The sequence below is a fragment of the Blastococcus tunisiensis genome (assembly GCF_900112815.1).
GTDB lineage: Bacteria > Actinomycetota > Actinomycetes > Mycobacteriales > Geodermatophilaceae > Blastococcus_B > Blastococcus_B tunisiensis.
Map to the genome: position 1 here is coordinate 199,358 of NZ_FOND01000002.1, position 25,627 is coordinate 224,984.

Here is a 25,627-nt window from a genome sequence, read left to right on the forward strand (position 1 = left end):
TGCGCACGATGCTCAAGTCCAAGATCCACCGCGCCACGGTCACCCAGGCCGACCTGCACTACGTGGGCTCGGTGACGGTCGACGAGGACCTGCTCGACGCCGCCGACCTGCTGCCCGGCGAGCAGGTGGCGATCGTCGACATCACCAACGGCGCGCGGCTGGAGACCTACGTGATCCCGGGCGAGCGGGGGACCGGCGTCATCGGGATCAACGGTGCGGCCGCCCACCTCGTGCACCCCGGCGACATGGTCATCCTGATCAGCTACGGCGTCATGGACGAGACCGAGGCCAAGAGCTACCTCCCCAAGGTGGTGCACGTCGACGCCGCGAACCGCGTCGTCGAGCTGGGCGCCGACCCGTCGGCCCCCGTGCCCGGCGCCGAGGACCAGCGGCGCAGCCCGTCGACAGCTTCCGACTTCCGGCCTCGTCCCGGGTTCCCTCGCGAGCGTGCGAGCGGAGGGGGGGACGAGGTCCTTCCACTCGGCGTACCGATCCGGTGAGCCGTGCTGCTCACCGTTGACGTCGGCAACAGCCAGACCGTCCTGGCCACCTTCGACGGGGCGGAGCGGGTCAGCTGCTGGCGCGTCACCACGTCGCCGCGCGCGACGTCGGACGAGCTGCGGATGCTCTGGCGCGGGCTGCTGCGCGACACCGAGGTCACCGGGGTGGCCGCCTGCTCCACGGTCCCGGCCCTGCAGCCGGCGCTGCGCCAGCTGCTGGACTCCCTCGAGGTGCCGGTCGTGCTCATCGGCCCCGGCGTGCGCACCGGCGTCCCGCTGCACGTGGACAACCCGCGCGAGGTCGGCGCCGACCGCGTGGTGACGGCCCTGGCCGCGCACGAGCTGTTCGGCCGCTGGCCGGACGGCCGCGGCCGTCCGGTCGTGGTCGTGGACTTCGGGACGTCGACCAACGTCGACGCCGTGGGGCCCGACGGGCAGTTCCTCGGCGGAGCCCTGGCGCCCGGTGTGGAGGTCAGCCTGGAGGCGCTGGCCACCCGCGCGGCCCAGCTGCGGTCGGTCGAGCTCACCGTCCCGCCCCAGGCCATCGGGAAGAACACCGTCGCCGCGCTCCAGTCGGGCCTGGTGCTCGGGTTCGCCGGCCTGGTGGACGGGCTGGTGGCCCGGATCGCCGCGGAGATCGTCGGCCAGTTCGGCGCCGCCCCGGTCGTGGTGGCCACCGGCGGGCTCGCCCCGCTGGTCGTCGACAGCTGCCGCTCGGTCGGCGAGCGCGAGCCGGACCTCACCGTGCACGGCCTGCGGCTGGCCTTCGAACGGCAGCAGGCCCGGTAGTCGCTCGTCAGCCCCCCGTAGGCTCCGTGCTGCCCGGGGGAGCGTGCGAGCCCGGCCAATGGACAGAGCAGTGCTCGCGAACGGATCGACGAGCGCCAGCAAGGAGAACCGTGAGCGAGCAACCCCCTGGGCCACCGGACGACGAACTTCCCGAGCAGATGCGGGTCCGGCGGGCCAAGCTCGACCGGCTCCGGGAGAGCGGTGTCGACCCGTACCCGGTGACGGTGCCGCGCACGACGACGCTGGACGCCGTCCGCGCCGCGCACCCCGATCTCGAGCCGGACACGATGACCGGTGAGGTCGTCGGCGTCACCGGCCGGGTCATCTTCTCCCGCAACACCGGGAAGCTCTGCTTCGCCACCCTGCGCGAGGGCGACGCCGAGCTGCAGGTGATGCTCTCCCGCGACCGGGTGGGCGAGGACGCCCTGGCGGCCTGGAAGGCCGACGTCGACCTGGGTGACCACGTGCTGGTCACCGGCGAGGTCGGCACGTCGCGCCGTGGGGAGCTGTCGGTCTTCGCCGACGCGTGGCAGCTGACGTCGAAGGCGCTCCGGCCGCTGCCGGTGGCGCACAAGCCGATGAGCGAGGAGCTGCGGGTCCGCCGCCGCTACGTCGACCTGATCGTGCGCGACGAGGCCCGGCGCACCGTCCGCCAGCGGGCCACCGTGATGTCCACGCTGCGCGCCGGGCTGGGGGCCCGCGGATATCTCGAGGTCGAGACACCGATGCTGCAGACGGTGCACGGCGGCGCCGCGGCGCGGCCGTTCCGGACGCACATGAACGCCTTCGACCTCGACCTCTATCTGCGCATTGCGCCCGAGTTGTTCCTCAAGCGGTGCATCGTGGGCGGCCTGGACCGGGTCTTCGAGATCAACCGGAACTTCCGCAACGAGGGCGCCGACAGCTCGCACTCCCCGGAGTTCGCGATGCTGGAGACCTATCAGGCCTATGCGGACTACCAGGTGATGGCGACGCTCACCCGCGAACTGATCCAGGAATGCTGCGCCGCGCTCTTCGGTGACCACGTCGCCCGGCACCACGACGGCACCGAGATCGACCTCTCGGGCGAGTGGCCGCAGGTGCCGCTCTACGACGTGGTGTCCGACGCCGTGGGCGAGACCGTCACCCCCGAGACGCCGGTGGAGACGCTCCGGGCGATAGCCGCCCGGCACGACGTCGGGGTGGATCCCGCGTGGCTGCCCGGAAAGGTGGTCGAGGAGCTCTTCGAGGCGCTGGTCCAGGACACGCTGGAGGCGCCCACCTTCGTCGTCGACTACCCGCTGGACACCTCGCCGCTGACCCGGGCGCACCGCAGCCGGCCCGGGGTCGCCGAGAAGTGGGACCTCTACATCGGGGGGATCGAGCGGGCCACCGCGTACTCGGAGCTGGTCGACCCGGTGGTGCAGCGCGAGCGGTTCACCGCCCAGGCGGCGCTGGCCGCCGCCGGCGATCCCGAGGCGATGGCGCTCGACGAGGATTTCCTCGAGGCGCTGGAGTACGGCATGCCCCCGACGGGCGGTATGGGTATGGGGATGGACCGGTTGATGATGACGCTCACCGGTCTGGGAATCCGCGAGACCATCCTCTTCCCGCTGGTCAGGCCTATTTCTGCGCAGTAATAGGGGCGCCTGGAACGAGCCTGGGCAGTTTCCCTTTCCTCGCGCACGCCGCCGTCTGTGCATAATGGCACTCGGGTGTGATGTAATGGCGCGCGTCGTCGTCCCGGCGACAATTGACGTCAGGCCTTCGGGTCGCGGTGAAAAGTGAGGAACACGAATGGCGCGCAAGGTTCAGGTCATCCTGAGCGATGACCTCGACGAGAACCTGCCGGCCGACGAGACGGTGAGCTTCTCCCTCGACGGCACCTCCTACGAGATCGACCTGGCGGAGAAGAACGCCCAGGAGATGCGCGACGCCTTCTCCCGCTACGTCTCGGCCGCCCGCAAGGTGGGCCGCGGCACCCGCGCGACCGGGAGCGGCCGCGGCCGTTCCACCGGCGGCCGGATGGACCGCGAGCAGGCCGGTGCCATCCGCGACTGGGCCCGCAAGAACGGTCACGCCGTCAGCGACCGCGGCCGCATCCCGGCCAGCGTCGTCGAGGCCTACGAGGCCGCGCACTGAGGCCTTGTGCGGAGGCTCGGCCCGAGCTTGCGAGGGCTGAGAGGCGCGAGGTCCTTCCGCCCGTCCTCCTCACCCTTCGCACGCTCAGGGCGAGCCTCTGGACGGGGCCGCTCCATCGCGTCACCCGTGTGACGTCTGGGGCGCCCGCGCGTGTCTGCGCGCCGAACGGCCCGGTTCCCGGTATGGGGACCGGGCCGTCGTCGTCCCCGTGCCCGTGCGCCCGGCGTCGCGGCGCCTCCACCTGGGCCGATCGGCGCGTCCGCTGACGGCGTAACCGGCCCGGAACACCCGTCGTCCACCATCGGTTGGACCGGACAGCCACCCACCGTCCCCGTGCACTCACGACAGGACGGCGTGGTCCGCGACTACAGTGGAAAGACCGGTGCCCCCAGCGCCGACGGATGTCGGGTGCTCCTTCCCCAGACCAGGGAAGGGCAGTGCCGGACCAGCCGGTCGAAGGAGAAGCAGCAGATGTTCGAACGGTTCACCGACCGAGCCCGCCGCGTTGTTGTCCTGGCCCAGGAAGAGGCCCGGATGCTCAACCACAACTACATCGGCACCGAGCACATCCTCCTGGGCCTGATCCACGAGGGCGAAGGCGTCGCTGCCAAGGCGCTGGAGTCCCTGGGCATCTCCCTCGAGGGCGTCCGCCAGCAGGTCGAGGAGATCATCGGGCAGGGCCAGCAGGCCCCGTCCGGTCACATCCCCTTCACCCCGCGGGCCAAGAAGGTGCTGGAGCTCTCGCTGCGCGAGGCCCTGCAGCTCGGCCACAACTACATCGGCACCGAGCACATCCTGCTCGGCCTGATCCGCGAGGGCGAGGGCGTCGCCGCCCAGGTCCTGGTGAAGCTCGGCGCCGACCTCAACCGCGTCCGCCAGCAGGTCATCCAGCTGCTCTCGGGCTACCAGGGCAAGGAGCCGGCCGCGGCCGGTGGCCCCGCCGAGGGCACCCCGTCCACCTCGCTGGTGCTCGACCAGTTCGGCCGCAACCTGACGCAGGCCGCCCGCGACTCCAAGCTCGACCCGGTCATCGGGCGGGCCAAGGAGATCGAGCGGGTCATGCAGGTCCTGTCGCGGCGGACCAAGAACAACCCGGTCCTCATCGGCGAGCCCGGCGTCGGCAAGACCGCCGTCGTCGAGGGCCTCGCCCAGGCGATCGTCAAGGGCGAGGTGCCCGAGACGCTCAAGGACAAGCAGCTCTACACCCTGGACCTCGGCGCGCTCGTCGCCGGTTCCCGCTACCGCGGTGACTTCGAGGAGCGCCTCAAGAAGGTGCTCAAGGAGATCCGCACCCGCGGCGACATCATCCTGTTCATCGACGAGATCCACACCCTCGTCGGTGCCGGTGCCGCGGAGGGCGCGATCGACGCCGCCAGCATCCTCAAGCCCATGCTGGCCCGCGGTGAGCTGCAGACGATCGGCGCCACCACGCTCGACGAGTACCGCAAGCACCTGGAGAAGGACGCCGCTCTCGAGCGCCGGTTCCAGCCCATCCAGGTGGGCGAGCCGACGCTGCAGCACACCATCGAGATCCTCAAGGGCCTGCGCGACCGCTACGAGGCGCACCACCGGATCAGCATCACCGACTCCGCGCTGGTGGCGGCGGCGACGCTGGCCGACCGGTACATCTCCGACCGCTTCCTCCCGGACAAGGCGATCGACCTGATCGACGAGGCCGGGGCCCGGATGCGGATCAAGCGGATGACCGCCCCGCCGGACCTGCGCGAGTTCGACGACCGGATCGCCGGCATCCGCCGCGAGAAGGAGTCGGCGATCGACGCGCAGGACTTCGAGAAGGCCGCGTCGCTGCGCGACACGGAGAAGACCCTGCTGGCGGAGAAGTCCGAGCGCGAGAAGCAGTGGAAGGCCGGCGACATGGACGTCGTCGCCGAGGTCGACGACGAGCAGATCGCCGAGGTGCTGGCCAACTGGACCGGCATCCCCGTCTTCAAGCTCACCGAGGAGGAGACCACGCGTCTGCTCCGCATGGAGGACGAGCTCCACAAGCGGATCATCGGCCAGGAAGAGGCCATCAAGAGCGTCAGCCAGGCCATTCGGCGTACGCGGGCGGGCCTCAAGGACCCGCGCCGTCCCGGTGGTTCCTTCATCTTCGCCGGCCCCTCGGGTGTCGGTAAGACGGAGCTGGCGAAGGCGCTGGCGCAGTTCCTGTTCGGTGAGGACGACGCGCTGATCCAGATCGACATGGGTGAGTTCCACGACCGCTTCACGGTGTCCCGTCTCGTCGGTGCCCCTCCCGGTTACGTCGGGTACGACGAGGGTGGCCAGCTGACCGAGAAGGTGCGGCGCAAGCCGTTCTCGGTGGTCCTCTTCGACGAGATCGAGAAGGCGCACGCCGACGTGTTCAACACGCTGCTGCAGGTTCTCGAGGACGGCCGGCTCACCGATGGCCAGGGCCGGATCGTGGACTTCAAGAACACGATCCTGATCCTCACGACCAACCTCGGTACGCGGGACATCTCGAAGGCCGTGGGTCTGGGCTTCCAGGTCGGGAACGACACCCAGAGCAACTACGAGCGGATGAAGCTCAAGGTCAACGAGGAGCTCAAGCAGCACTTCCGGCCGGAGTTCCTCAACCGCATCGACGACATCGTCGTGTTCCACCAGCTGACCGAGGACGAGATCGTCAACATCGTCGACCTCATGGTGTCCCGCGTGGAGACCCAGCTGGCGAACAAGGACATGGCGCTGGAGATCACCCCGGCCGCGAAGAAGCTGCTGGCCCATCGCGGCTTCGACCCGGTGCTCGGTGCCCGGCCGCTGCGCCGGACCATCCAGCGCGAGATCGAGGACGCGCTGTCGGAGAAGATCCTCTACGGCGAGCTGACCGCTGGTCAGATCATCGTGGTGGACGTCGAGGGCGAGGGCACCGACGCGAAGTTCACCTTCCGCGGCGAGGCCAAGCCGATCGACCTGCCCGACACCCCGCCGGTGGCCCTCTCGGGCGCCGAGGGTGACGACGAGGGGCCCGCGGCAGCGGCCGAGTAGCAGGAGGCCCCGTTCAGGGCTCACCCCTCGCACGCCCGGGGTGAGCCATCCGAACGGGCCGCGACAGGGGCCGCTCCCACCACACGGTGGGGGCGGCCCCTTCGTCGTCCCCGGGCCCCCTCCACGATCAGCCTCCCTGATCGTGGAGCGTCCTCCCTCACCGCACACCGTGGGGGAGGACGCCCGATGATCAGGTCCCCTGATCCCCGAGGGGGAGGCGGAAGAGGCCGTCGGGGGTCTGCTCGACCAGGCCGTCGGTGAGCAGCGAGTCCAGGCAGCGGCTCCGCTGGACGGCGTCGTCCCAGGCGGGCTCGAGGGCCGCGGCGTCCACCGGTTCGTCCGCCGCCCGCAGCACGTCGAGCAGCCGGCCGCGGACCTGCCGGTCGGTACCGGTGAACCGCTGCACCCGCCGGGCCGGGCCGTCGTGCGCCGGCGCCCCCGCCAGCCGCCACGCGCACCGGTCGCGGACCGGGCACGCCGCGCAGCGGGGGGAGCGGGCCACGCAGACCAGCGCGCCCAGCTCCATCACCGCCACCGAGAAGCGCACCGCCCGGCCGGGGTCCGGCGGTGTCAGCGAGGCGACGTCGGGAAGGTCGGCGGCGCGGGCGTTCCCCGCCTCGGCCCGCCCGTGGACGAGCCGCGCGACGACCCGGCGGACGTTGGTGTCCACCACCGGCTGGGGCTGCCCGTAACCGAAGCAGGCCACCGCGCGGGCGGTGTAGGTCCCGACGCCCGGGAGGGCCTCCAGCGCCGCCACGTCGGGCGGGACGACGCCGCCGTGCCGGTCGACCAGCGCGATCGCGGCCTCGCGCAGCCGCAGCGCCCGCCTCGGGTAGCCCAGCTTCCCCCAGGCGCGGATGACGTCCGCCGGCGGGACGGCGGCCAGCGCGGCCGGCGTGGGCCATCGCGCCATCCAGTCCCGCCACACCGGCTCCACCCGCGCGACCGGCGTCTGCTGCAGCATGACCTCGCTGACCAGCACCGCCCACGCGTCGACCCCGGGCCGGCGCCAGGGCAGGTCACGGGCGGCGGTGGCGTACCAGTCGACGATCGCCTCCCCGGCCGCCGCGGGGGCCGACGGGGTGCTGGTCACGGGGGACCAGTCTGCCGTCCCCGGGGAGCGGCGTGCCGACCCGGTGCGGCCTGACGGCGCCGACTACCGTTCGCCGGGTGTGGCACCCCGTCGGCCGGCTCCCCGCGCGCGTCTACTGGCGGCGGCGGATCGTGGTGCTGGTCGTCCTCCTGGCCCTGCTCGGCGGGCTGGCCTGGCTGGGCGTCGCGCTCCTGTCCGGCCGCGACGGAACGGGCGCGGCGGCCGCGGACCGGACCGAGCCGGTGCCCGAGCCCGCGCTGGCGCGGGTCGTGCCGTCAGTGACCGCCGTCGCTACCCCCGACCCGCCTCCGGTCGCGGTGACGCAGGCCGCACCGCCGGAGGCGCCCCCTGAACCGCTGGCCGGGGGGCCCTGCACCGACGACATGATCACCCTCGAGGTGCGGGCGCCGGCGGAGGTGCCCGTCGGCAGCAAGCCGACCTTCGAGCTGGCCGTCGCGAACGTCTCGGCGGTGCCCTGCGTGCGCGCGCTCGACAAGGGGCTGCAGGAGATCGTGATGCTGGACGCGGCGGGCAACCGGGTGTGGGGGAGCAACGACTGCTTCCCGGAGGCCAGCAGCGACGCCCGCACGCTGGCGCCCGGGGAGGTGGTGAGCATCCCGCTCGTCTGGGGCGGGCTCACCAGCGAGCCGACGTGCACCGTCCCGCGCGGGAACCCGGCGCCGGGGCCCTACGTCCTGCGGGCGCGGCTGGACACCGAGGTGTCACCGGACGCCCCGATCACCCTCGTTCAGCTGTAGCGGTCGAGGATCGAGGTCTCGGCCAGCCGGGAGAGTCCTTCGCGGATCCCCCGGGCGCGCGCCTCGCCGACGCCCTCGACCGACAGCAGGTCCTCGATGGTGGCGGCCAGGAGCTTCTGGAGGCCGCCGAAGTGCTCCACCAGCCGGTCGATGATCCCCGAGGGCAGCCGGGGGACCCGGTTGAGCAGGCGGTAGCCCCGCGGGCTGACGGGGGAGTCGAGGGCATCCGGCGAGGTGGGCAGGCCGTAGCAGCGGGCGACGGCGGACAGGTCCAGGAGCTCGGTCGCCGTCAGGGCGCGGAGGTCGACGAGGACCTGGTCGATCGTCCGGGGGCGGCGGCCGCCGCTGGGCAGGTAGTCGCGCACCAGCAGCCCGCGGTCCTCCTCGACCCCGGCGAGCATCTCGTCGAGCTGGAGGGCCAGCAGCCGGCCGTCGGTGCCGAGCTCGACGACGAAGCCCTCGATCTCGTCGGCGATGCGCCGGACCATCTCCAGCCGCTGGCTCACGCTCATCGCGTCGCGGACGGTGACGAGGTCCTCGATCTCCAGCGCGGAGAGCGTGCTCGCCACCTCGTCGAGGCGCAGCTTGTACCGCTCCAGGGCCGCCAGGGCCTGGTTGGCGCGGGCCAGGATCGTCGTCGGGTGCTCGAGGGTGTAGCGGCGGCCGGCGACGTAGACGCTGATGATGTGCATCGACTGGCTCACCGAGATCACCGGGAAGCCCGTCTGGAGGGCCACCCGCTCGGCGGTCCGGTGCCGGGTGCCGGACTCCTCGGTGGGGATGGTCGGGTCGGGCATCAGGTGCACGCCGGCCCGCACGATGCGGGTGCCGTCGTAGGAGACGATCACCGCGCCGTCCATCTTGGCCAGTTCGCGCAGCCGGGTGGCCGACAGCGCGACGTCCAGGGCGAAGCCGCCGGTGCACAGCGACTCCACCACGCGGTCGTAGCCGAGCACGATCAGGGCGCCGGTGCGGCCGGCCAGGATGCGCTCCAGCCCGTCGCGGAGCGCGGTTCCGGGGGCGATGCGGCCGAGGAGTTCGCGCAACGCGACCTCGGGATCCACCTCGGTGGGCACGAACGCTCCTGACGGTCGAGTGGTGCGGGGGCCGAGTCTACGTGTCCGGCACCGCGCGGAGTTCCGCTCGGGTCCCCCGCGGGATCGGTGCCGGCGCCTAACGAGACTCTAGAGAGCTAGAACAGGCGGTGGAAGGCTGCCCCCAGATCGGGGACCTCGATCAGCCGCATGCCCGGGGGCGCCGTGCCGGCGTCCACGGGGACCAGCGCGGTCGTGTACCCCTGGCGCGCGGCCTCGGCCAGGCGCCGGCCGGCACCGCCGACCCGCCGGATCTCCCCGGAGAGCCCGACCTCCCCGAGGGCGACCATCCCCTCGGGCAGCGCGCGGTCCTTCGCGGCCGAGGCGATGGCCAGCGCCAGCGCGAGGTCGGCCGCCGGCTCGGCGATCCGGACGCCGCCCACGGAGGCGGTGAAGACGTCGGCCTCGGCGAGCTTGACCCCGCCGCGGCGCTCGACGACCGCGTTGACCATCGCGACCCGCTGGGCGTCGAGCCCGCTGACGGCGCGGCGCGGCGAGCCGCCACCGCCGGTTCCGGCGACGAGCGCCTGCACCTCGGCCAGCAGGGGGCGGCTGCCCTCCATGGTGACCGTGACGCAGCTGCCGGGGACCGGTGCCGTGCGGCGGGAGACGAACAGCGCCGACGGGTCGGGCACCCCGACGACGCCGGCATCGCCGATCTCGAAGCAGCCGATCTCGTCGGCCGGGCCGAACCGGTTCTTGACCGCGCGCACCAGCCGCAGCGTGGAGTGCCGCTCGCCGTCGAAGGAGACCACCACGTCGACCAGGTGCTCCAGCGTGCGGGGCCCGGCGATCGCGCCGTCCTTGGTGACGTGGCCGACCAGGATCGTCGTCATGCCGCGGCTCTTGGACACGGCGGTGAGCGCGCTCGCCACCGCCCGGACCTGGGTCGCCCCGCCGTCGGTGCCGTCGCCGGGCGACCGGACGGTCTGCACGCTGTCGAGGATCAGCAGCGTGGGCTGCACCTGCTCGATGTGCGCCAGCACCGCGGACAGCTCGGTCTCGGCGGCCAGGTAGAGCCGCTCGTGCAGCGCGCCGATCCGCTCGGCGCGCAGCCGCACCTGCCCGGCCGACTCCTCCCCGGAGACCACCAGCGCGGGCCCGTTGCGCTCCGCGACCCGGTGCGCGACCTCCAGGAGCAGGGTGGACTTGCCGACGCCCGGCTCACCGGCGACGAGCAGGACGGCGCCGGGGACCAGGCCACCGCCCAGGACCCGGTCGAACTCGGCGATGCCGGTGGGCACCGCCTGGGCGCCGGCGAGCTCCACCTGCGCGATCGGACGGGCGGGGGCGGTGACCGGGCCGGCCGACACCGCGCGCAGGGCGGCGGCGGGGGCGCCGAACTCCTGGATCGTCCCCCAGGCCTGGCACTCGGGACAGCGACCCACCCACTTGGCCGAGGCGTAGCCGCACTCGGTGCAGCGGTGGGCGGGGCGGGCGGACTTCACTCCTGCGGGCGGCACGCCACGACGCTAACCGCGGGGTGTGACGGTTCCCGGGAGGGCGACGTGGAGAGGACTACTCGCCGGCGGACTCGCGCTCGCGCGCGGCCTCCTCGGCGCCTTCCTCCCCGCCCTCTTCCTCGTGGTGGAAGTCGAAGGTCTCGCCACGGTCCTGGACGTCGTCCGGCGTCGACACCGTCACCGGCAGCGTCACCTCGCCGGCGTTCTCGAAGGTCAGGGTGAGCTCGAGGAACTGCCCGGTGATGAGCGGGTCGTCGAGGTCGGTGAGCCTGATCGAGGCGTCGTCCTCGCCGACGAACACCGTCTGGCCCGCCGCGATCTCGATCTCGTCGGAGCTCCCGGGGCCCTCGATCTCGACGTCCCCGAAGCCCTCGCCGTCGACCGCGACCAGGGTGTCGTCGTCCTGGCCGCCGTTGACCAGCGCGAGGGTGAGCTCGGCGTCGTCCCCGGCGTCGTAGCTGCCGCCGCGCGGGGTCTCCAGCTCGGCCGCGCGCAGGGTGATGTCGCCGATCTGCGCCATCGCGCCCACCTTGTCGCGCTCCTGCGTGGCGGTCTGGGTCACCTGCCCCGCGCTGCACGCCGAGAGCGCGACGGGGGACAGAAGCAGCACGCCCGCAGTGGCGGCGCGCAGCGCGCGGTTCACAGCCGTCGACCTCCAGCAAAGACCGGTCCGGGCACCGGGGGATCGGTGACGCGGGTCGACCGGAGCCTAACGGGCGCCCCTGGTGCTCCGCCCGGAGGGAAGGTGCGTGCCCCGCGAGTCGCCCGTCCGGGGGAGCGACGTCCAGCCGGGCGGTCGGGCTACCGATGAGGAGAGGGAGCACTGCCGGGCGGAGAGGGGATCGATGGCGACCGGTCTGCCCTTCGACGACGTCCTGGCCGCGGCGCAGGCCGGCGCCCCCTGGGCGTTCGAGGCCCTCTACCGGGACCTGTCGCCGGCGGTGACCGGTTACCTGCGGCTGCACGGGGCCGTCGAACCGGACGACCTCGCCAGCGAGACCTTCCTGGGGGTGTTCACCGGGCTGGGGGGCTTCCGCGGCGACGAGGACGCTCTCCGGGCGTGGGTCTTCACCATCGCCCACCGGCGGCTGGTGGACGACTGGCGCCGGCGCAGCCGGCGCCCCCGGACCGCGGACGACGACGCCGCGCTCGACCGGCACGTCGGGGGCGACGTCGAGGACGACGCGTTCCTGCAGCTGGGGGCGCAGGGCGTCCACCGGCTGTGCGCCCTGCTGCCGGACGACCAGCGCACCGTCGTGCTCCTGCGCGTGCTCGGCGACCTGACCGTGGAGCAGGTCGGCCAGGTCATCGGCCGCTCGGTGGCGTCGGTGAAGGCGCTGCAGCGCCGCGGCCTGCGCGCCCTCCGGGAGGAACTCGCGACTTCCTCCGAACGGGTGGGGGTGGCCGCGCACCCTTCTGCGGCCGCCCGGCGATGACGGAGGTGAGATGACCACTGCAGCCGACGACCGCGACGTCGAGGAGGCCTTCGAGGCCTACCTCGTCGGCCGGCCCGTGCCCGAGGAGGGCGCCGAACTGGCGGCCTTCGCGGGCGCGGTCAGGGCGACGGCGACCCGGCCGGGACGCCCGAACGCGGCACTGGCCGAGTTGCTGGCCACCGGTCTTCTCACCGACCAGCCGAGCCCGTCCACCCGGACGGCCCGATCGACCGGGAGCCCGACGTCGCTCGGCGCCCCCCGGATCCGGAGACGCACCGCCATGATCCTTCCCGTTCTCTTCGCCAAGTTCCTCTCGGCCGGCGCCGTCGCCCAGGCGGCCACCGGCGCCGGGGTCGCCCTCGTCGTGGTGACCGGCGCCGGGGCCGTCGGCGTCCTCCCGGACCCCGTGCAGGACACCGTCGCGGCCGCCGTGGAGACGGTGACGCCCTTCGAGCTCCCCGGGAGCGAGGAGGCCGACCCGGTCGAGGAGCCCGCGGTCGAGGAGCCGCTCGCCGAGGACCCGGCCGTGGTGGAGTCCGACGACGAGACGCCCGCCGTGGACGCCGCCTCCGAGGCCCAGGTGTGGGCGGACGAGGGACCGGACGCCTATCCCTCCTTCGGCGCGTGGGTCAGCGCCGGCACGAAGCACGACGTCGCGGAGGCGCTGGGCGTCCGCTTCGGTGAGCTCGTCAGCGCCCGCGCCCGCGCCAAGGGCATGGACCTCGAGGACCTGGCGGCCGAGGGGGTGGACGTCGACGCCCTCGGCCTCGACGGTGCCGATCTGGCCGACCCGGGAACGGCCCCGGCTCCCGAGGCCGTCCCCGAGAGCCCGGCCGCCGGGCCGACGGCGGCGACCCAGCGGGGCGGGGGCCGGGGCAACGGCGGTGCGGCCGGGGCCGGCACCACCGACGGCGGCCGCAACGCCAATGGTGGCGGTGGCGGCAACAGCAACGGCGGCGGCGGGAACGCCGGGGGCAACGGCGGGGGCAACGGCCGCGGCTGACCGGCCGAGGGTGGCCGGCGACCGGCCGGCCACCCTCAGACCAGCGAGGCGCCGCCCGCGACGAGCAGCGCCACGTCGAGCACCGTCAGGAGCATGACCGCGGGGAAGGCCAGCCGGCGGAACCGTGCGGTGCCCGCCAGCGCCGCCACGACCACCGCGGGCACCGCCAGGACGACCACGATCCAGCCGGTGGTCGTCGTCGGCCCCTCGGGGCCGAGGACGAGGACCAGCGACGCCGCCCCCAGGAGCAGCGCGCCCGTGACCGCCGAGGCCTGCGCGCCGAGCCGGTGGGGGAGCCCGCGCACGCCGGTGGCGAGGTCGTCCTCGAGGTCCGGCGCGACGTTGGCGAGGTGCGCCGCGGCCCCGAGCGCGCCACCGGCCGCGACCAGCCACCAGGGTGCGGCCGGCGCGCCCGGGGCGGCGGCGACCACCCCGGCGGGGAGTGCGCCGAAGCCGGTCACGTAGGGGACGGCGGAGGCAGCCGTCCGCTTCAGGCCGGCGTTGTAAGCCCAGCCGCTGGCCACCAGCACGAGCAGCAGCACTCCCGGCACGAGGCCGAGGAGCAGGGACAGGACGACGGCGAGGGTGGCCGCACCGAGCGCCGCCGAGCGCAGCAGCGAGGGCGCCACCGCTCCCTGGACGACGGGTTTGTCGGCCCGTGCCACGGCGCGGTCGCGGTCGGCGTCCAGCCAGTCGTTGCTCCACCCGATGGAAGCCTGACCAGCGAGAACGGCGGCGGAGAGCAGGACCACCCGGCCGGCGGGCACCCCCGCGGCCACGGCCAGCAGGGTGGCCACGGTGGTGACGGCGACGGTCGGCCCGGCGTGGGTGGCGGCGGCCAGCGCACCCACCCGCGCGGCCACCGCGCGGCGCCGCGGAGGCACATCGACCACGCTCTGTCAACCCCTCTCGACCACGTCACCGGCGCGCTGACCTGCAGATTTACTGCTCGATCCCGATCCGTTGGTCAGTCTGCCGTGGTAACCTGGGGACAGCGAAAGGGGTCACATCCACATGGGCTTCACTGTCGGCGAGACCGTCGTCTATCCGCATCACGGTGCCGCACTGATCGAGGCGATCGAGCAGCGGACCATCAAGGGCGTCGAGAAGGCCTACCTCGTGCTGAAGGTCGCCCAGGGCGACCTCACCGTGCGCGTTCCGGCCGACAACGCAGAGATCGTCGGCGTGCGCGACGTCGTCGGCCAGGAGGGCCTGGACAAGGTCTTCGAGGTCCTGCGCGCACCGCACACCGAGGAGCCGACCAACTGGTCGCGCCGCTACAAGGCCAACCTCGAGAAGCTGGCCTCGGGTGACGTGAACAAGGTCGCCGAGGTCGTGCGCGACCTCTGGCGCCGCGACAAGGACCGCGGGCTCTCCGCCGGCGAGAAGCGGATGCTCTCCAAGGCGCGTCAGATCCTGGTCAGCGAGCTCGCGCTCGCCGAGGGCACCAACGAGGACAAGGCCGAGGTCCTCCTCGACGAGGTCCTCGCCAGCTGAGCCCGGCGCGAGCCGAGCTCTCCCGCACCATCCTGACCACTCCCGTGCACGCTGTCGGCATCGTCGCAGCGGCCGGGAGTGGTCTGCGTCTGGGCTCGGACCTGCCGAAGGCGCTCGTGCCGCTGGCCGGCCGGCCACTCGTCGCCTGGTCGGTCGACGCACTGCGGGCCGGCGGGGTGGCCGAGATCGTGGTCACCGTGCCACCGGGGCGGCGGGATGCTTTCGCCGCCGTCCTGCCCCCCGACGTCCGGCTGGTCGACGGCGGCGCTTCCCGGACCGCGTCGGTCCGGGCCGGCCTGGCCGCGGCGAGCGCCGACGCCGACGTCGTCCTGGTGCACGACGCCGCCCGCCCCCTGACCCCGCCCGACGTCGTCGCCCGGGTGCTCGCCGCCCTGGCGGATGGGCAGCCCGCCGTCGTCCCGACGCTGCCGGTCGTCGACACCACGGTGGTGGTGGACGATGCGGGCGTGATCACCGACGCCCCCGCGCGGGCACACCTGCGTCGCGTCCAGACGCCCCAGGGGTTCGACCGCGCCATCCTGGCCGCCGCCTACGCCGCGCTGGGTCCCGACGCGGACCTCACCGACGACGCAGCCGTCGTCCGGGCCGCGGGCATCCCGGTCACCACGGTCCCCGGCGACGAGCGGGCCGCCAAGGTCACCGTCGCCCACGACCTCGAGACGGCGGAAGCGCGGGTGCGCCGGTGACCCCGCTGCCGCGCGTCGGCATCGGCACCGACGTCCACCCCGTCGTGGCCGGGCGGCCCTGCCGGCTGGCCGGGCTGGAGTGGCCGGACGTGTACGGCTGCGCCGGGCACTCCGACGGCGACGTGGTCGCCCATGCCCTCACCGACGCCGTCCTGTCCGCCGCCGGCCTCGGCGACATCGGCGGCCTGCTGGGCACCGACGACCCCCGCTGGGCGGGGGCCGCGGGCGTCGCCGTCCTGGAGTACGTGCGCGACGTGGTCACGGCGCTGGGCTGGGAGATCGGCAACGCGTCGGTCCAGCTGGTCGCGAACACCCCGAAGCTGGGGCCCCGGCGGCAGGAGGCCGAGGCCGTGCTGTCGGCCGCGCTCGGGGCGCCGGTCAGCCTCGCGGCGACCACCACCGACGGACTCGGCCTGACCGGGCGGGGTGAGGGCCGCGCCGCCGTCGCGACCGCGCTGGTGGTCCGGACGGGGGAGGGGACCGCTCCGGAGGCGGAAGCGCCCGTCGGGACTCCGTAGACTCCCGGCAGTAATGATGCCTCGCTCCGTAAACTCCGCTCAGTGAGCCTCCGCCTGTACGACACGGCCGCACGCGCGGTCCGCGACTTCACGCCCCTGCGTGCCGGTCGGGCGTCGCTCTACGTCTGCGGTCTCACCGTCCAGGGCCCGCCGCACGTCGGCCACGTCCGCGCCGCGCTCGTCTTCGACGTGCTGCGCCGCTGGCTGGACGCCCGCGGGTTCGACGTCACGTTCGTCCGGAACGTCACCGACATCGACGACAAGATCCTGGCCAAGGCCGCGGCCCACGACGTCCCGTGGTGGGCCTGGGCGTACGAGAACGAGCTCGCCTGCACCCGCGCCTACGACGTCCTCGGCGTCCTGCCGCCGACCTACGAGCCGCGCGCGACCGGCCACATCCCCGACATGGTGGCGCTGATCGAGCGCCTGGTCGAGCGCGGGCACGCCTACGCGGTGGACGGCGACGTCTACTTCGACGTCCGGTCCTTCGCCGGGTACGGCGAGCTGACCGGCCAGAAGCTGGACGCCCTCGAGCCGGCCGCGGACACCGAGACCGACGAGCGCAAGCGCGACCCGCGCGACTTCGCGCTGTGGAAGGCGGCGAAGGCCGACGAGCCGGGGACCGCCTCGTGGCCGACCCCCTGGGGTCGCGGCCGCCCGGGCTGGCACCTGGAGTGCTCGGCCATGGCCGAGCGCTACCTGGGCCCCGAGTTCGACATCCACGGCGGCGGCCTGGACCTGCGCTTCCCGCACCACGAGAACGAGCAGGCCCAGTCGCGGGCCGCCGGCGACGGGTTCGCCCAGTACTGGCTGCACAACGGCTGGGTCACCCTGGGCGGCGAGAAGATGAGCAAGTCGCTGGGCAACACCGCGCTCGTCGACGAGGTCGTGCAGCGGGTGCGCCCCATCGAGCTGCGCTACTACCTGGTCGCGCCGCACTACCGGTCGACCATCGAGTTCACCGACGAGGCGCTGGCCGAGGCGGGCGTGGCGTTCCGGCGGATCGAGTCCTTCGTGCGGCGGGCCGCCGAGCGGGTGGGCTCGGATGCCGGGTCGCCGGTGCTCTGCGCCGACTTCACCAACGCCCTGGACGACGACCTCGGGACGCCCGCGGCCGTCGCCGCGATCCACGAGACGGTCCGCGAGGGCAACACGGCGCTGGCCGACGGCGACGACAGCGCGACCGCCGGCACGCTCGGGTCGGTGCGCGCCATGCTCGGCGTGCTCGGCCTGGACCCGCTCGACCCGCGCTGGTCGGCCGGTGGTGACGACGGGCGGCTGGCGCAGGTCACCGGCGGCCTCGTCTCCCTGGCGCTGGAGCAGCGGCAGGCCGCGCGGGCCCGCAAGGACTTCGCCGCCGCTGACGCGATCCGCGACCAGCTCTCCACCCTCGGCGTCTCCGTCGAGGACACCCCCGATGGACCCCGATGGGAGCTGAGCCGCTGATGGCCGGCAACAGCCAGCGCCGAGGCCGCAGCGACGGCGCAGGCAAGAAGCGGGCGACCGCCGGTACCGGTGGCAAGAACCGCCGCTCGCTCGCCGGCCGGGGCGCGACCCCGCCGGCCGAGGCGCGGCCCGGTCACCCGGCCCAGCGGAAGGCGGCCGCCGAGCAGCGGCAGCGGGCCGACCGCGCCCGTGCCCGCGCCAAGGCCGAGGAGCAGCCGGAGCTCCTCCTCGGCCGCAACCCGGTCGTCGAGGCGCTGCGCGCCCGCATCCCCGCCACCGCGCTGTACGTCGTCACCGGTGACAACCAGCGCGGCACGGACGAGCGCATCGCCGAGGCGCTGGCCCTGGCCGCCGACCGGGGGCTGCCGCTGCTCGAGGTGGGCAAGGCCGAGTTCGACCGGATGTCGCAGGGCGCCCTGCACCAGGGCATCGGGCTGCAGGTGCCGCCCTACGACTACGCCCATCCCGAGGACCTGGTGGACCTGGCCGCCGACTCCGGGCGGCCGCCGCTGATCGTCGCGCTGGACGGCGTCACCGACCCGCGCAACCTCGGTGCCGTCGTCCGGTCCGCGGCCGCCTTCGACGCCCACGGCGTCGTCGTCCCGCAGCGCCGCGCGGTGGGGATGACCGCGTCGGCGTGGCGCACCAGCGCCGGGGCGGCGGCCCGCATCCCGGTGGCCCGGGCGGTCAACCTCGCCCGCGCGCTCGGCTCCTACCAGGATGCCGGGCTGATGACCGTGGGCCTGGCGGGGGACGGGGACGTCGACCTGCACGAGTTCGACGGCTTCGCCGACCCCGTGGCGCTCGTCGTCGGCGCCGAGGGCACCGGGCTGTCGCGCCTGGTGCGCGAGCGGTGCGACGTCGTCGTCCGCATCCCGATCGACCGCGACACCGAGTCCCTCAACGTGAGCGTGGCGGCCGGCATCGCGCTCTACGCCGCCGCCGCGGCCCGCCGCTCGATGATCAGCTGACCTGATCATCGAGCGTCCTCCCTCACGGTGGGCGGTGAGGGAGGACGCTCCACGATCAGGTGGGCTGATCCCCGCGTGCCCCCCGGAGGCCGGGTCGGGCCCTCACGGACCCGCCGGGCCCGCTCGTCACGACAGCAGCTGCGCGACCGTGTAGATCACCAGGCCGGCGAGGCCGCCGACGACGGTGCCGTTGACCCGGATCCACTGCAGGTCGCGGCCGACCTGGAGCTCGATCCGCCGGCTGGTCTCCTCGGTGTCCCAGCGCGCGACGGTGCTGCTGACCAGCTCCGCCAGATCGCCGGAGAACCGCTCGACCAGGGCCCCGGCGATCCGGTGGGCGTGCCGCTGCACGAGCTCACGCACCGTCTGGTCGGTCCGCAACAGGCGGGCGCCGTCACCGATCAGGCCGGCGATCCGGGCGCGCAGCTCCGACTCCGGGTCGGCGGCGGCGGTCAGGACGGCGTTCTTCGCGTTCCGCCACAGCGAGCCCGACCAGGTGCGCACCGCCGGGTGCTCGAGCAGCTCCTTCTTCAGCTCCTCGACGCGGGCGGCGGTGTCGTCGTCGGTCCGGAGGGCGTGGACGTAGGCGCGCAGCCGCGCGTCGTAGGAGCGGCGCAGCTCGTGCCGCGGGTCGTCGCCCACCTCCTCGAGGAAGCCCTGCAGCCCGGCGAACACCCGGTCGAACACGCGGTCGTCGACCCAGTCGGGCACCCAGGCGGGGGAGGCGTCGCCCAACTGCGCGCGGAAGACCAGCCGGTTGTCGTGCAGGAACCGGGCCAGCAGCCGCAGCGCGGCCGACAGGACCTCCTGGTGCCGGTCGCCCTCGACGACGAGCTCCAGGACGCGGGCCAGCACCGGGGCGGCGGGGGTCTCGTGCAGCTTCCGGTCGACCAGGGCCGCCACCGCCGGCTCCAGGTCCTCGTCGCGCAGCAGCGAGGTGAGCGCCGTGAGCACGGCAGAGGCGTCACCGGCCAGGCGCTCGGGGCGGCCGGGGGCGCCGAGGAAGTCCCCCAGCCGCCCGGGGACGTCGACGGTGGTGAGCTTCTCCTCCACCACGGCCCGGGTCAGGAAGTTCTCCTGCACGAAGGCGCCCAGGCTCTCGCCGATCTGGTCCTTCTTGCGCGGGATGATCGCCGTGTGCGGGATCGGCAGCCGCAGCGGGTGGCGGAACAGCGCGGTCACGGCGAACCAGTCGGCCAGGGCGCCGACCATCGAGGCCTCGGCGGTGGCGCGCACGTATCCCACCCAGGCGCCGGCGTCCTCGCCCAGCAGGACGCAGGCGAGGAAGACGGCGGCCGCGGCCAGGAACAGGCCGGTCGCCAGCCGCTTCATGCGGGCCAGGTCCCGGGCCTTGGCGGGGTCGTCCAGGGAGCCCGCGAGGGGGGCGGTCACGGAAGCCGGCACCCGCAGCAGCCTAGTTAAAGGACCCCCTTGCCCCCCTCGCCGCTCGCAGGCTCGCGGCGCGGGCCCCTGCAAGGGGGCCGTCCGCTCAGCCGGTGGAGCCGAGCGCCACCTCGACGGTCCGCTCCTCGCCGCCGCTGCGGAGGGTCAGCTCCACCGTCTCGCCCGGGGCGTGGCTGCGGATCGCCGCGGTGAGCTCGGTCGAACTGGTCACCGGGCGGTCGCCGACGGCGGTGACCACGTCCCCGGGCCGCAGCCCGGCATCCGCGGCGGCGCTGTCCGGCTCGACGGAGTTGATCTCCGCACCGGTGCCGACCTCGGCGTTCCGGCCGTCCGAGGCGTTGCGCGCGGTGACGCCCAGGAAGGCACGGGTCGCCGAACCGGTCTCGATGATCTCCCGGGCGATGCGCTCGGCGGTGTTGCTCGGGATGGCGAACCCGACCCCGATGTTGCCGGCCTGCGACTGCGACCCCGGCACGCCCGAGGCGACGGTCGCGATCGCGGTGTTGATCCCGATCACCTCACCGGCGCCGTTCACCAGCGCACCCCCGGAGTTGCCGGGGTTGATGGCGGCGTCGGTCTGCAGCGCGTCGAGCACGGTGGCGTCGTCCTGGGTCGAGCCGGTGGCCACGGCCCGGTCGGTGGCGCTGATGATGCCGTCGGTGACGGTGTTCGTCAGCCCGAGCGGCGCGCCGATGGCGACCGCGATGTCGCCGACCTGGACGTCGTCGGAGTCGGCGAACGTGGCCGGGGTCAGGTCGTCGGCGCCGTCCAGCCGCAGGACGGCGAGGTCGGAGGCCGGGTCGGTGCCGACGATCTCGGCGTCGTAGAGGGTGCCGTCGGAGGTCCGCACCTGCACCGCGCTGCCGTTCCCCCCTCCGGCGACGACGTGGTTGTTCGTGAGGGCGTAGCCGTCTGCGGTGAGGACGACGCCGGAGCCGCTGCCGGACCCGGAACTGCCCGACACGTACACGGTCACGACGCTCGCCGCTGCCTTGGCGGCGACCGCCGTGGCGGTGGTGGCGCTCTCCGGGTTCTCGATGACGACGGTCTGGGCGGCGGAGCCCGTCCCGGAGGTCGCCGCCGGGTCGTCGGCCAGCACGGCGACGCCCGCGCCCGCGCCGCCACCGATGAGCGCACCGGCGACCAGGCCGGCGAGCCCGATCCGGAGGCGGCCGGTGCGCGCGGCCGCGGGGGCGGCTGCGGCGGGCGTCTCGGTCGCGGGCGGGGTCGGGTGCCCGCCGTAGCCGGGGTAGGAGGGCGGCTGCGGGGCCGGCTGCGGGGCCGTGGCGTTCGGCGGCGCCCACGGCGAGCCGGTCGAGCCGTACCCGTACGAGGGGAACTGCGCCGTCGCGGTGCGGTTCTCCTCGTCGCCGGTGGGCGGTCCGGCCACCGGATCGGTGCCCGGCACCGGGCGGTGTCCCTGCTCAGTCACGTCGCTGTCCTCCTCGCGAGCAGCCCGTTCGGCTGCGATGGCTCCACTGTGGGCGCACGCTCTTGTTCAGCGCTGTGGACCGGCTGTGAGATTCCTGAACGGGTCAATTCGGTACCGCGTCGAGCAGGGCTCCTCGGGCGACCAACTCGGTGACCGTCCAGACGGCGAGGACCTCGGCGGCCAGCAGGCCCACGAGCACGAGCAGCTGGGCGGCGCCGGCCTGCAGCGGGCTGCCGCCGCCGAGCAGGACGCCGACGAACGCGCCCGGGAGGGTGACCAGCCCGACGGTGCGGGTCTGGTCCAGCGGTGGAATGAGCGCCGTCGCCCCGGCCGGCCGGGCGATCATCAGCACCGCGTCCCGCCGGAGGAGGCCGAGGGCGAGGGCTGCCTCGACCTCGCCGCGCCGGTCGGTCAGCTCGTCGCGCAGCCGTCGTCCGGCCAGGGACGTCGCCGTCATCGCCCCACCGATGACGATGCCGGCGATAGGGATGACCGCCTCGCCGCGCAGGGGTACCGCCCCGCTGGCCAGGACCAGTCCGACGACCGGCGCCGTCCCGGCGAGGATCGGGGCGGCCGCCAGGAGCCGGTCGGCCGGACGCCCGTCCCGCAGCCCCTTCCCGGTGATCCGTCCCGCCGAGGTCGCCGAGGCGACGACGAGCATCAGCAGGACGAAGGTGGCGGAGAGCCACAGCGAGCCGACGACGGCGACCAGGACGGCCGAGACGGCGGCCAGCTGCACCGCGGCCCGCACCGCCGCGACGACCACCGGGCGGTCCTGCCCGAGGCCCGAGAGCCGTCCGGCGACCGCCGCCAGCGCGGTCAGGGCGACCAGGACGACGGCGAGCCGGGGGCCGAGCTCGACCACGGAGGCACCCACGGCACGCGATCATGCCGGGCCGGCCCCGCGGACCGGCCGTGCCCGGGGGGCTCAGCCGAGCGCGACGATCTCCTCGCGCGGTTCCTGGCCCGGGCGGTGGACGGGCGGCACCAGCGCCATCGGGGAGGTGCCGTGCCGGAGCAGCCACCGGTGGCGGCCGTCCAGGGTGCGGTGCAGCAGGCTGCCGGTGCCGGCGCTCATCACCAGCAGCGGGGCCGGGCAGGTGGCGCCGAGGAGCTGCTCGGCGTGCGGCGCGGGGAGCTCGGCGCGGGTGACGGGCAGCTCCGGGTACCGCCGCCGCCACTCCGCCTCGTCGTCGGCCCAGCCGGCCGGCACGGTCCGCTTCGGGGAGCGGGTCTGCAGCACCGTCAGGCCGAGCCCCCGGCGCACGGCTGCACCGGCCGCGAACGCCGCCACCGCCTCGTCGTCCTCCCGGTCACCGATGCCGAGCACGGCGACGACGGGGCGGTCCCCGGCGTCGCCGGGCCGGTGCCGGGGCACCACGACGACCGGCCGCGGGGACCGGGCGGCGACACGGCCGGCGACCGACGCGAGGACCAGCTCGTCGGCCGAACCGGTCGCCGCGCTGCCGAGGACGAGGAGCCGGGCCGCCGGCGCCGCCTGGAGCAGCACGTCGGTCGGCTTCCCGGGCACGACCTCGGTGTCCGCCTGGACGGTCGTGTCGGTGTGCCGCGCCACGGTGTAGGCGGTGGCCGTGATGCGCCGCGCCCGGTGCAGCTCCGGCGGTGGGGCGCCGCCGGGGCCGGCCGGGCCGAGGTAGGGAGCGGCGTGCAGGATCCGCAGCGGTGCACCCTGCAGGGCGGCCTCGTGCACCGCCCAGCGGACGGCCTCCAGCCCGCACTCCGAGCCGTCCACACCGACGAGCACCGCGCGGGTCGTGTCGTCCTCCGCGGCCGCCGGACGGGGCCGCTCCTGCGGGGCGAGGGGGGTCGAGGTCGTCACGGTGTACCTCCGGGGGATCAGCCGGTTCCGTCCCGACCCCGAGGATCCTCCGCCCGGCGGACGGTGGGAAGACCCCGGGTCGCCGTGTGCATGCGGAGCGTTCGACGGGTACGGGGAGGGCCCTGTCCGGCGTCGCCCAGGAGGCCCACCGTGCCCCACCGCCGTCCCCTGATCCGGTTGCTCCGCTGGGGCGGCGCACTGTGCGTAGGACTGCTCGCCGTCGTCGGAGGACTGGGGATGCGGGCGCCGGGGCTGATCTCCGTCGCCGTGGCCGGGGTGCTCGCCGCGGCCGTCGTCGTGGGCATGGCCCGGGACGGGACCGGGAGGGAGCGGCATCCGGTCGTGAGCCCGGCGGTGCAGGCCGGCGCCTGGACGGTCGCGCTGCTGCTGGCCCTGATCGGGCTGACGGTGCTGGCCGGGGGAGTGCTGGCCCTGCTGACCGGGGCGATCGGTGCGCTCGCCTGGCTCGCCGTCCGCGTCGCCCGGTCGGGGCCGCGGTGGCCCGGGCGGTCGGCGGACCCGGCGCCCTCACCCGCCGGCAGGGAGGTGCTCTTCCTGCCCGGGGCTGCGGCGGAGGGCAGCCGGCCGACGACGGCGGAGCGGACGTCGCCGGTGCCGGGCCTGCCGACCGCGGCGCTGGGCCGGGAGTGGCTGCGCACCTCCGCCGCCCTCGGCGGGCGGCTCAGTGCCGCCGAACGCCAGGCGCTGGTGCGCCGCCGTGCGGAGACGCTCGACGAGCTGGAGCGGCGGGACCCGGCCGGCTTCGCCACCTGGCTCGCCGCCGGGCCGGCGCCGGGGAGCGACCCCTCCGCCTACATCCGCGGCGCCTCCGCCGAAGGGGACCAGGCGGCGGGGAGCGACGCGGCCTGATGCGCCGCCTGCGATCGACGCGGCCATGGCGGTGACCACCGCCGACGTGTCGTATGGGAACGAGGCCAGTGACCTGCGCGTTCTCGAGGTCCGCCGCCTGATGCCCTGAGCAGGACCTGGGACACGCCGGCTTCGGCCTTGGACGCGGATCCGTGTGACGTGGAACGCCGGCCGGCCTCGGCTCGGGCCCGCGGTCGGTGTGTGGTTGCACGCAGGCCACACGTCCGGGCGACTGCGGGGCCTACCGATTCCGACGACGAAGGGGCTCGGCCAGGATCTCGTCGTGGTGATCGCGATCGCGGCAGGGGTGCTCGTACTCGTGGGCGTCCCGATGGTCGCGTGGTGGGCCGGTGGTCGTCAGTCGTGGCGACGCGCAAGGATGGCGGCGGACGCGTACGTCCCCCTGGAGATGAAGCGGCGTCACGGACTTCAGCGGAGTGACGTGCCCGTGGTCGAGCGTGCTGCCGCCTGGGGCCGGGAGCTGCAGGATGACCGCCTGCGGGCGGCTGTCGTGGAGCTGGCTGAGCGGCAGACAGGACCGGGAGGCGGACGCCGGCAGCTCCCGCTGTGGCTGGTGGTGCTCTACGCCGCCTTCGGCGCAGCCCTGGTCTGCTTTCTCGTGTTCTCGGCGGCCGAGGGGCGCTGGCCCTGGGGCAACTGGCTCAACCTCGTCGTCCTGGGTGGCTACGGGGTCATGGGGTGGCGCTGGCAGACGGGGCCGGGACGAGCCGTACGCCTCAACAGCGGTCCGCGCTCGCCTTCACGGCACGGAGGTCGCTGATCACGCACGCGCGGTCCGCTGCGTGACCCGGCGGTGGTCGAAGGGTGCGTCAGCCTGGCGCACCCTTGTCCGTCCGAGTCCAACCCCTCGTCTGGCACGGGCCGGGCATGGCCACCAAGATCTGTTGCTACACCGCTGGTGGGGGACGCGTGGTCGGAGCGGGCAGGCTGCGGCGGTGACGCGACCTGCGGAGGGAACGATGGAGGAGCGGGTGTCCGGCGACGTGCCCGAGTCGGTGCGGCGGCCGGAGTACCTCCAGGGGCTCTACCTGTCGTACTTGCTGGCCGGCTTCACACTCGGGTTGCTGCCGTTGGTGCGTCGGCTCGCCGGCCGCGCCGGCGTCCAGACCGGGCCTTTCGTCGTGCTGCCGGTGAATGCGGGAGTGCACGCTCTGGTCAGGCGGTTCCAGCGCGCCGACGGCCGTACGCCCCGACAGCGCTCGGTCGCCGGGTGGTTCCTCGTGACCTGGCAGTTGGGCGCTCCGGTGCTCGCGTCCGTGCCGCCCGGGCTGGTCGTGATGCGCGGCCGCTCTCCGCTGTGGGGCTACCTGCTCAACGTCATCGTCGGAGTCTCGCTGGACGTACTGGTGCGGCGGCGGGGTCGTCGCCGGCGGTCTGCTCGACCGTGAGTGCCGTTGGAACTGCGGACGCCGTCTCCGATCTTCCGTGCCCGCGTCTGGTATCGGGTCGTCACCTGAGACCCGGTGCGGGGCCGACAGCCACGAGGTGAAGCACGCCGTCACCCACTGCCGCGCAGTTGTCCCCTGCGTTGTCCCTAGACTTGTCCCGGGACTTGTTCCCATGTCCCGCCGACGTGGCGCAACTGGTAGCGCACCCGACTTGTAATCGGGCGGTTAGGGGTTCAAGTCCCCTCGTCGGCTCCGCCGTCCGCGCGGCCC

The 25,627-nt window shown here is 74.3% G+C and carries 25 protein-coding genes and 1 tRNA gene; 17 read left to right on the forward strand and 9 right to left on the reverse strand.

Features of this window, described 5'->3' with window-relative positions; all coding sequences use genetic code 11:
* Positions 1-8 precede the first annotated feature (8 nt).
* From panD to BM142_RS03460, 5 genes are all read left to right on the forward strand, one after another.
* Complete coding sequence (panD, locus tag BM142_RS03440; RefSeq protein WP_305764360.1) at positions 9-500, forward strand: aspartate 1-decarboxylase; 492 nt, start codon at positions 9-11, stop codon at positions 498-500.
* Positions 501-503: 3 nt separating this feature from the next.
* A complete protein-coding gene (locus BM142_RS03445) occupies positions 504-1,289 on the forward strand; it encodes a type III pantothenate kinase (RefSeq protein ID WP_092195374.1) in 786 nt (261 codons plus the stop codon).
* 110 nt (positions 1,290-1,399) lie between these two features.
* Positions 1,400-2,908: a lysine--tRNA ligase gene (lysS, locus tag BM142_RS03450; RefSeq protein ID WP_092195375.1), complete on the forward strand. Its 1,509-nt coding sequence runs from the start codon at positions 1,400-1,402 to the stop codon at positions 2,906-2,908.
* A gap of 157 nt (positions 2,909-3,065) precedes the next feature.
* A complete protein-coding gene (locus BM142_RS03455; RefSeq protein ID WP_092195376.1) occupies positions 3,066-3,410 on the forward strand; it encodes a histone-like nucleoid-structuring protein Lsr2 in 345 nt (114 codons plus the stop codon).
* Between the two features lie 471 nt (positions 3,411-3,881).
* Positions 3,882-6,416 (forward strand): ATP-dependent Clp protease ATP-binding subunit, encoded by a 2,535-nt coding sequence (locus tag BM142_RS03460; RefSeq protein ID WP_092195377.1) that lies wholly within the window; start codon positions 3,882-3,884, stop codon positions 6,414-6,416.
* Between the two features lie 190 nt (positions 6,417-6,606).
* On the opposite strand, the gene BM142_RS03465 is transcribed toward BM142_RS03460, so the two are convergent.
* Positions 6,607-7,509, reverse strand: coding sequence for an HhH-GPD family protein (locus tag BM142_RS03465; RefSeq protein WP_092195378.1), 903 nt, complete (start codon positions 7,507-7,509; stop codon positions 6,607-6,609).
* A 77-nt stretch (positions 7,510-7,586) separates the two neighbouring features.
* On the opposite strand from BM142_RS03465, the gene BM142_RS03470 reads away from it, so the two are divergent.
* The gene (locus BM142_RS03470; RefSeq protein ID WP_092195379.1) at positions 7,587-8,267 is read left to right on the forward strand and encodes a MucR family transcriptional regulator; all 681 of its coding nucleotides are present in this window, start codon (positions 7,587-7,589) and stop codon (positions 8,265-8,267) included.
* Here BM142_RS03470 and disA read toward each other — a convergent pair.
* From disA to BM142_RS03485, 3 genes are all read right to left on the reverse strand, one after another.
* The gene (gene disA, locus BM142_RS03475) at positions 8,258-9,343 is read right to left on the reverse strand and encodes a DNA integrity scanning diadenylate cyclase DisA (protein ID WP_092195380.1); all 1,086 of its coding nucleotides are present in this window, start codon (positions 9,341-9,343) and stop codon (positions 8,258-8,260) included. The genes BM142_RS03470 and disA overlap by 10 nt on opposite strands.
* A 116-nt stretch (positions 9,344-9,459) precedes the next feature.
* On the reverse strand, positions 9,460-10,824 hold the full coding sequence (gene radA / locus BM142_RS03480) for a DNA repair protein RadA (RefSeq protein WP_092195381.1): 1,365 nt from the start codon (positions 10,822-10,824) through the stop codon (positions 9,460-9,462).
* A gap of 55 nt (positions 10,825-10,879) precedes the next feature.
* On the reverse strand, positions 10,880-11,467 hold the full coding sequence (locus tag BM142_RS03485) for a copper chaperone PCu(A)C (protein WP_092195382.1): 588 nt from the start codon (positions 11,465-11,467) through the stop codon (positions 10,880-10,882).
* A gap of 202 nt (positions 11,468-11,669) precedes the next feature.
* On the opposite strand from BM142_RS03485, the gene BM142_RS03490 reads away from it, so the two are divergent.
* On the forward strand, positions 11,670-12,260 hold the full coding sequence (locus BM142_RS03490; protein WP_092195383.1) for an RNA polymerase sigma factor: 591 nt from the start codon (positions 11,670-11,672) through the stop codon (positions 12,258-12,260).
* A 10-nt stretch (positions 12,261-12,270) separates the two neighbouring features.
* On the forward strand, positions 12,271-13,263 hold the full coding sequence (locus BM142_RS24080; protein ID WP_139228749.1) for a hypothetical protein: 993 nt from the start codon (positions 12,271-12,273) through the stop codon (positions 13,261-13,263).
* Between the two features lie 35 nt (positions 13,264-13,298).
* On the opposite strand, the gene BM142_RS03500 is transcribed toward BM142_RS24080, so the two are convergent.
* Positions 13,299-14,147, reverse strand: coding sequence for a UbiA family prenyltransferase (locus BM142_RS03500; protein ID WP_092195559.1), 849 nt, complete (start codon positions 14,145-14,147; stop codon positions 13,299-13,301).
* Positions 14,148-14,277: 130 nt separating this feature from the next.
* On the opposite strand from BM142_RS03500, the gene BM142_RS03505 reads away from it, so the two are divergent.
* The 5 genes from BM142_RS03505 to rlmB are packed head-to-tail and all read left to right on the forward strand — an operon-like array spanning position 14,278 to position 18,402.
* The gene (locus BM142_RS03505; protein WP_092195384.1) at positions 14,278-14,760 is read left to right on the forward strand and encodes a CarD family transcriptional regulator; all 483 of its coding nucleotides are present in this window, start codon (positions 14,278-14,280) and stop codon (positions 14,758-14,760) included.
* Positions 14,761-14,804: 44 nt separating this feature from the next.
* On the forward strand, positions 14,805-15,467 hold the full coding sequence (ispD, locus tag BM142_RS03510) for a 2-C-methyl-D-erythritol 4-phosphate cytidylyltransferase (RefSeq protein ID WP_217640547.1): 663 nt from the start codon (positions 14,805-14,807) through the stop codon (positions 15,465-15,467).
* Positions 15,464-15,985: a 2-C-methyl-D-erythritol 2,4-cyclodiphosphate synthase gene (gene ispF, locus BM142_RS03515; protein WP_092195386.1), complete on the forward strand. Its 522-nt coding sequence runs from the start codon at positions 15,464-15,466 to the stop codon at positions 15,983-15,985. Before ispD ends, ispF begins: the two co-directional genes overlap by 4 nt.
* Before the next feature lie 42 nt (positions 15,986-16,027).
* The gene (gene cysS, locus BM142_RS03520; RefSeq protein ID WP_092195387.1) at positions 16,028-17,431 is read left to right on the forward strand and encodes a cysteine--tRNA ligase; all 1,404 of its coding nucleotides are present in this window, start codon (positions 16,028-16,030) and stop codon (positions 17,429-17,431) included.
* A complete protein-coding gene (gene rlmB / locus BM142_RS03525; RefSeq protein WP_254790508.1) occupies positions 17,413-18,402 on the forward strand; it encodes a 23S rRNA (guanosine(2251)-2'-O)-methyltransferase RlmB in 990 nt (329 codons plus the stop codon). Before cysS ends, rlmB begins: the two co-directional genes overlap by 19 nt.
* Positions 18,403-18,528: 126 nt before the next feature.
* On the opposite strand, the gene BM142_RS03530 is transcribed toward rlmB, so the two are convergent.
* The 4 genes from BM142_RS03530 to BM142_RS03545 form a co-directional block, all read right to left on the reverse strand.
* A complete protein-coding gene (locus BM142_RS03530) occupies positions 18,529-19,806 on the reverse strand; it encodes a DUF445 domain-containing protein (RefSeq protein ID WP_254790509.1) in 1,278 nt (425 codons plus the stop codon).
* Between the two features lie 85 nt (positions 19,807-19,891).
* Positions 19,892-21,238 (reverse strand): S1C family serine protease, encoded by a 1,347-nt coding sequence (locus BM142_RS03535; protein ID WP_254790510.1) that lies wholly within the window; start codon positions 21,236-21,238, stop codon positions 19,892-19,894.
* A gap of 103 nt (positions 21,239-21,341) precedes the next feature.
* Positions 21,342-22,115 (reverse strand): ABC transporter permease, encoded by a 774-nt coding sequence (locus tag BM142_RS03540; RefSeq protein WP_092195389.1) that lies wholly within the window; start codon positions 22,113-22,115, stop codon positions 21,342-21,344.
* Between the two features lie 51 nt (positions 22,116-22,166).
* The gene (locus BM142_RS03545; protein WP_092195390.1) at positions 22,167-23,078 is read right to left on the reverse strand and encodes a universal stress protein; all 912 of its coding nucleotides are present in this window, start codon (positions 23,076-23,078) and stop codon (positions 22,167-22,169) included.
* A 150-nt stretch (positions 23,079-23,228) separates the two neighbouring features.
* Between BM142_RS03545 and BM142_RS03550 the strand changes: the two genes are divergently transcribed.
* From BM142_RS03550 to BM142_RS03565, 4 genes are all read left to right on the forward strand, one after another.
* A complete protein-coding gene (locus tag BM142_RS03550; RefSeq protein ID WP_139228750.1) occupies positions 23,229-23,948 on the forward strand; it encodes a hypothetical protein in 720 nt (239 codons plus the stop codon).
* 283 nt (positions 23,949-24,231) lie between these two features.
* Complete coding sequence (locus tag BM142_RS03555; RefSeq protein WP_092195392.1) at positions 24,232-24,729, forward strand: hypothetical protein; 498 nt, start codon at positions 24,232-24,234, stop codon at positions 24,727-24,729.
* Positions 24,730-24,904: 175 nt separating this feature from the next.
* On the forward strand, positions 24,905-25,357 hold the full coding sequence (locus BM142_RS03560; protein WP_139228751.1) for a hypothetical protein: 453 nt from the start codon (positions 24,905-24,907) through the stop codon (positions 25,355-25,357).
* Between the two features lie 179 nt (positions 25,358-25,536).
* Positions 25,537-25,609 (forward strand) — tRNA-Thr (locus tag BM142_RS03565).
* The last annotated feature ends 18 nt before the right edge of the window (positions 25,610-25,627 follow it).

Coding starts and splice junctions, on each gene's coding strand:
- panD (WP_305764360.1), top strand. CDS start 9: ATGCTCAAGTCCAAGATCCACCGCGCCACGGTCACCCAGGCCGACCTG.
- rlmB (WP_254790508.1), top strand. CDS start 17,413: ATGGGAGCTGAGCCGCTGATGGCCGGCAACAGCCAGCGCCGAGGCCGC.
- BM142_RS03460 (WP_092195377.1), top strand. CDS start 3,882: ATGTTCGAACGGTTCACCGACCGAGCCCGCCGCGTTGTTGTCCTGGCC.
- BM142_RS24080 (WP_139228749.1), top strand. CDS start 12,271: ATGACCACTGCAGCCGACGACCGCGACGTCGAGGAGGCCTTCGAGGCC.
- BM142_RS03505 (WP_092195384.1), top strand. CDS start 14,278: ATGGGCTTCACTGTCGGCGAGACCGTCGTCTATCCGCATCACGGTGCC.
- BM142_RS03490 (WP_092195383.1), top strand. CDS start 11,670: ATGGCGACCGGTCTGCCCTTCGACGACGTCCTGGCCGCGGCGCAGGCC.
- BM142_RS03455 (WP_092195376.1), top strand. CDS start 3,066: ATGGCGCGCAAGGTTCAGGTCATCCTGAGCGATGACCTCGACGAGAAC.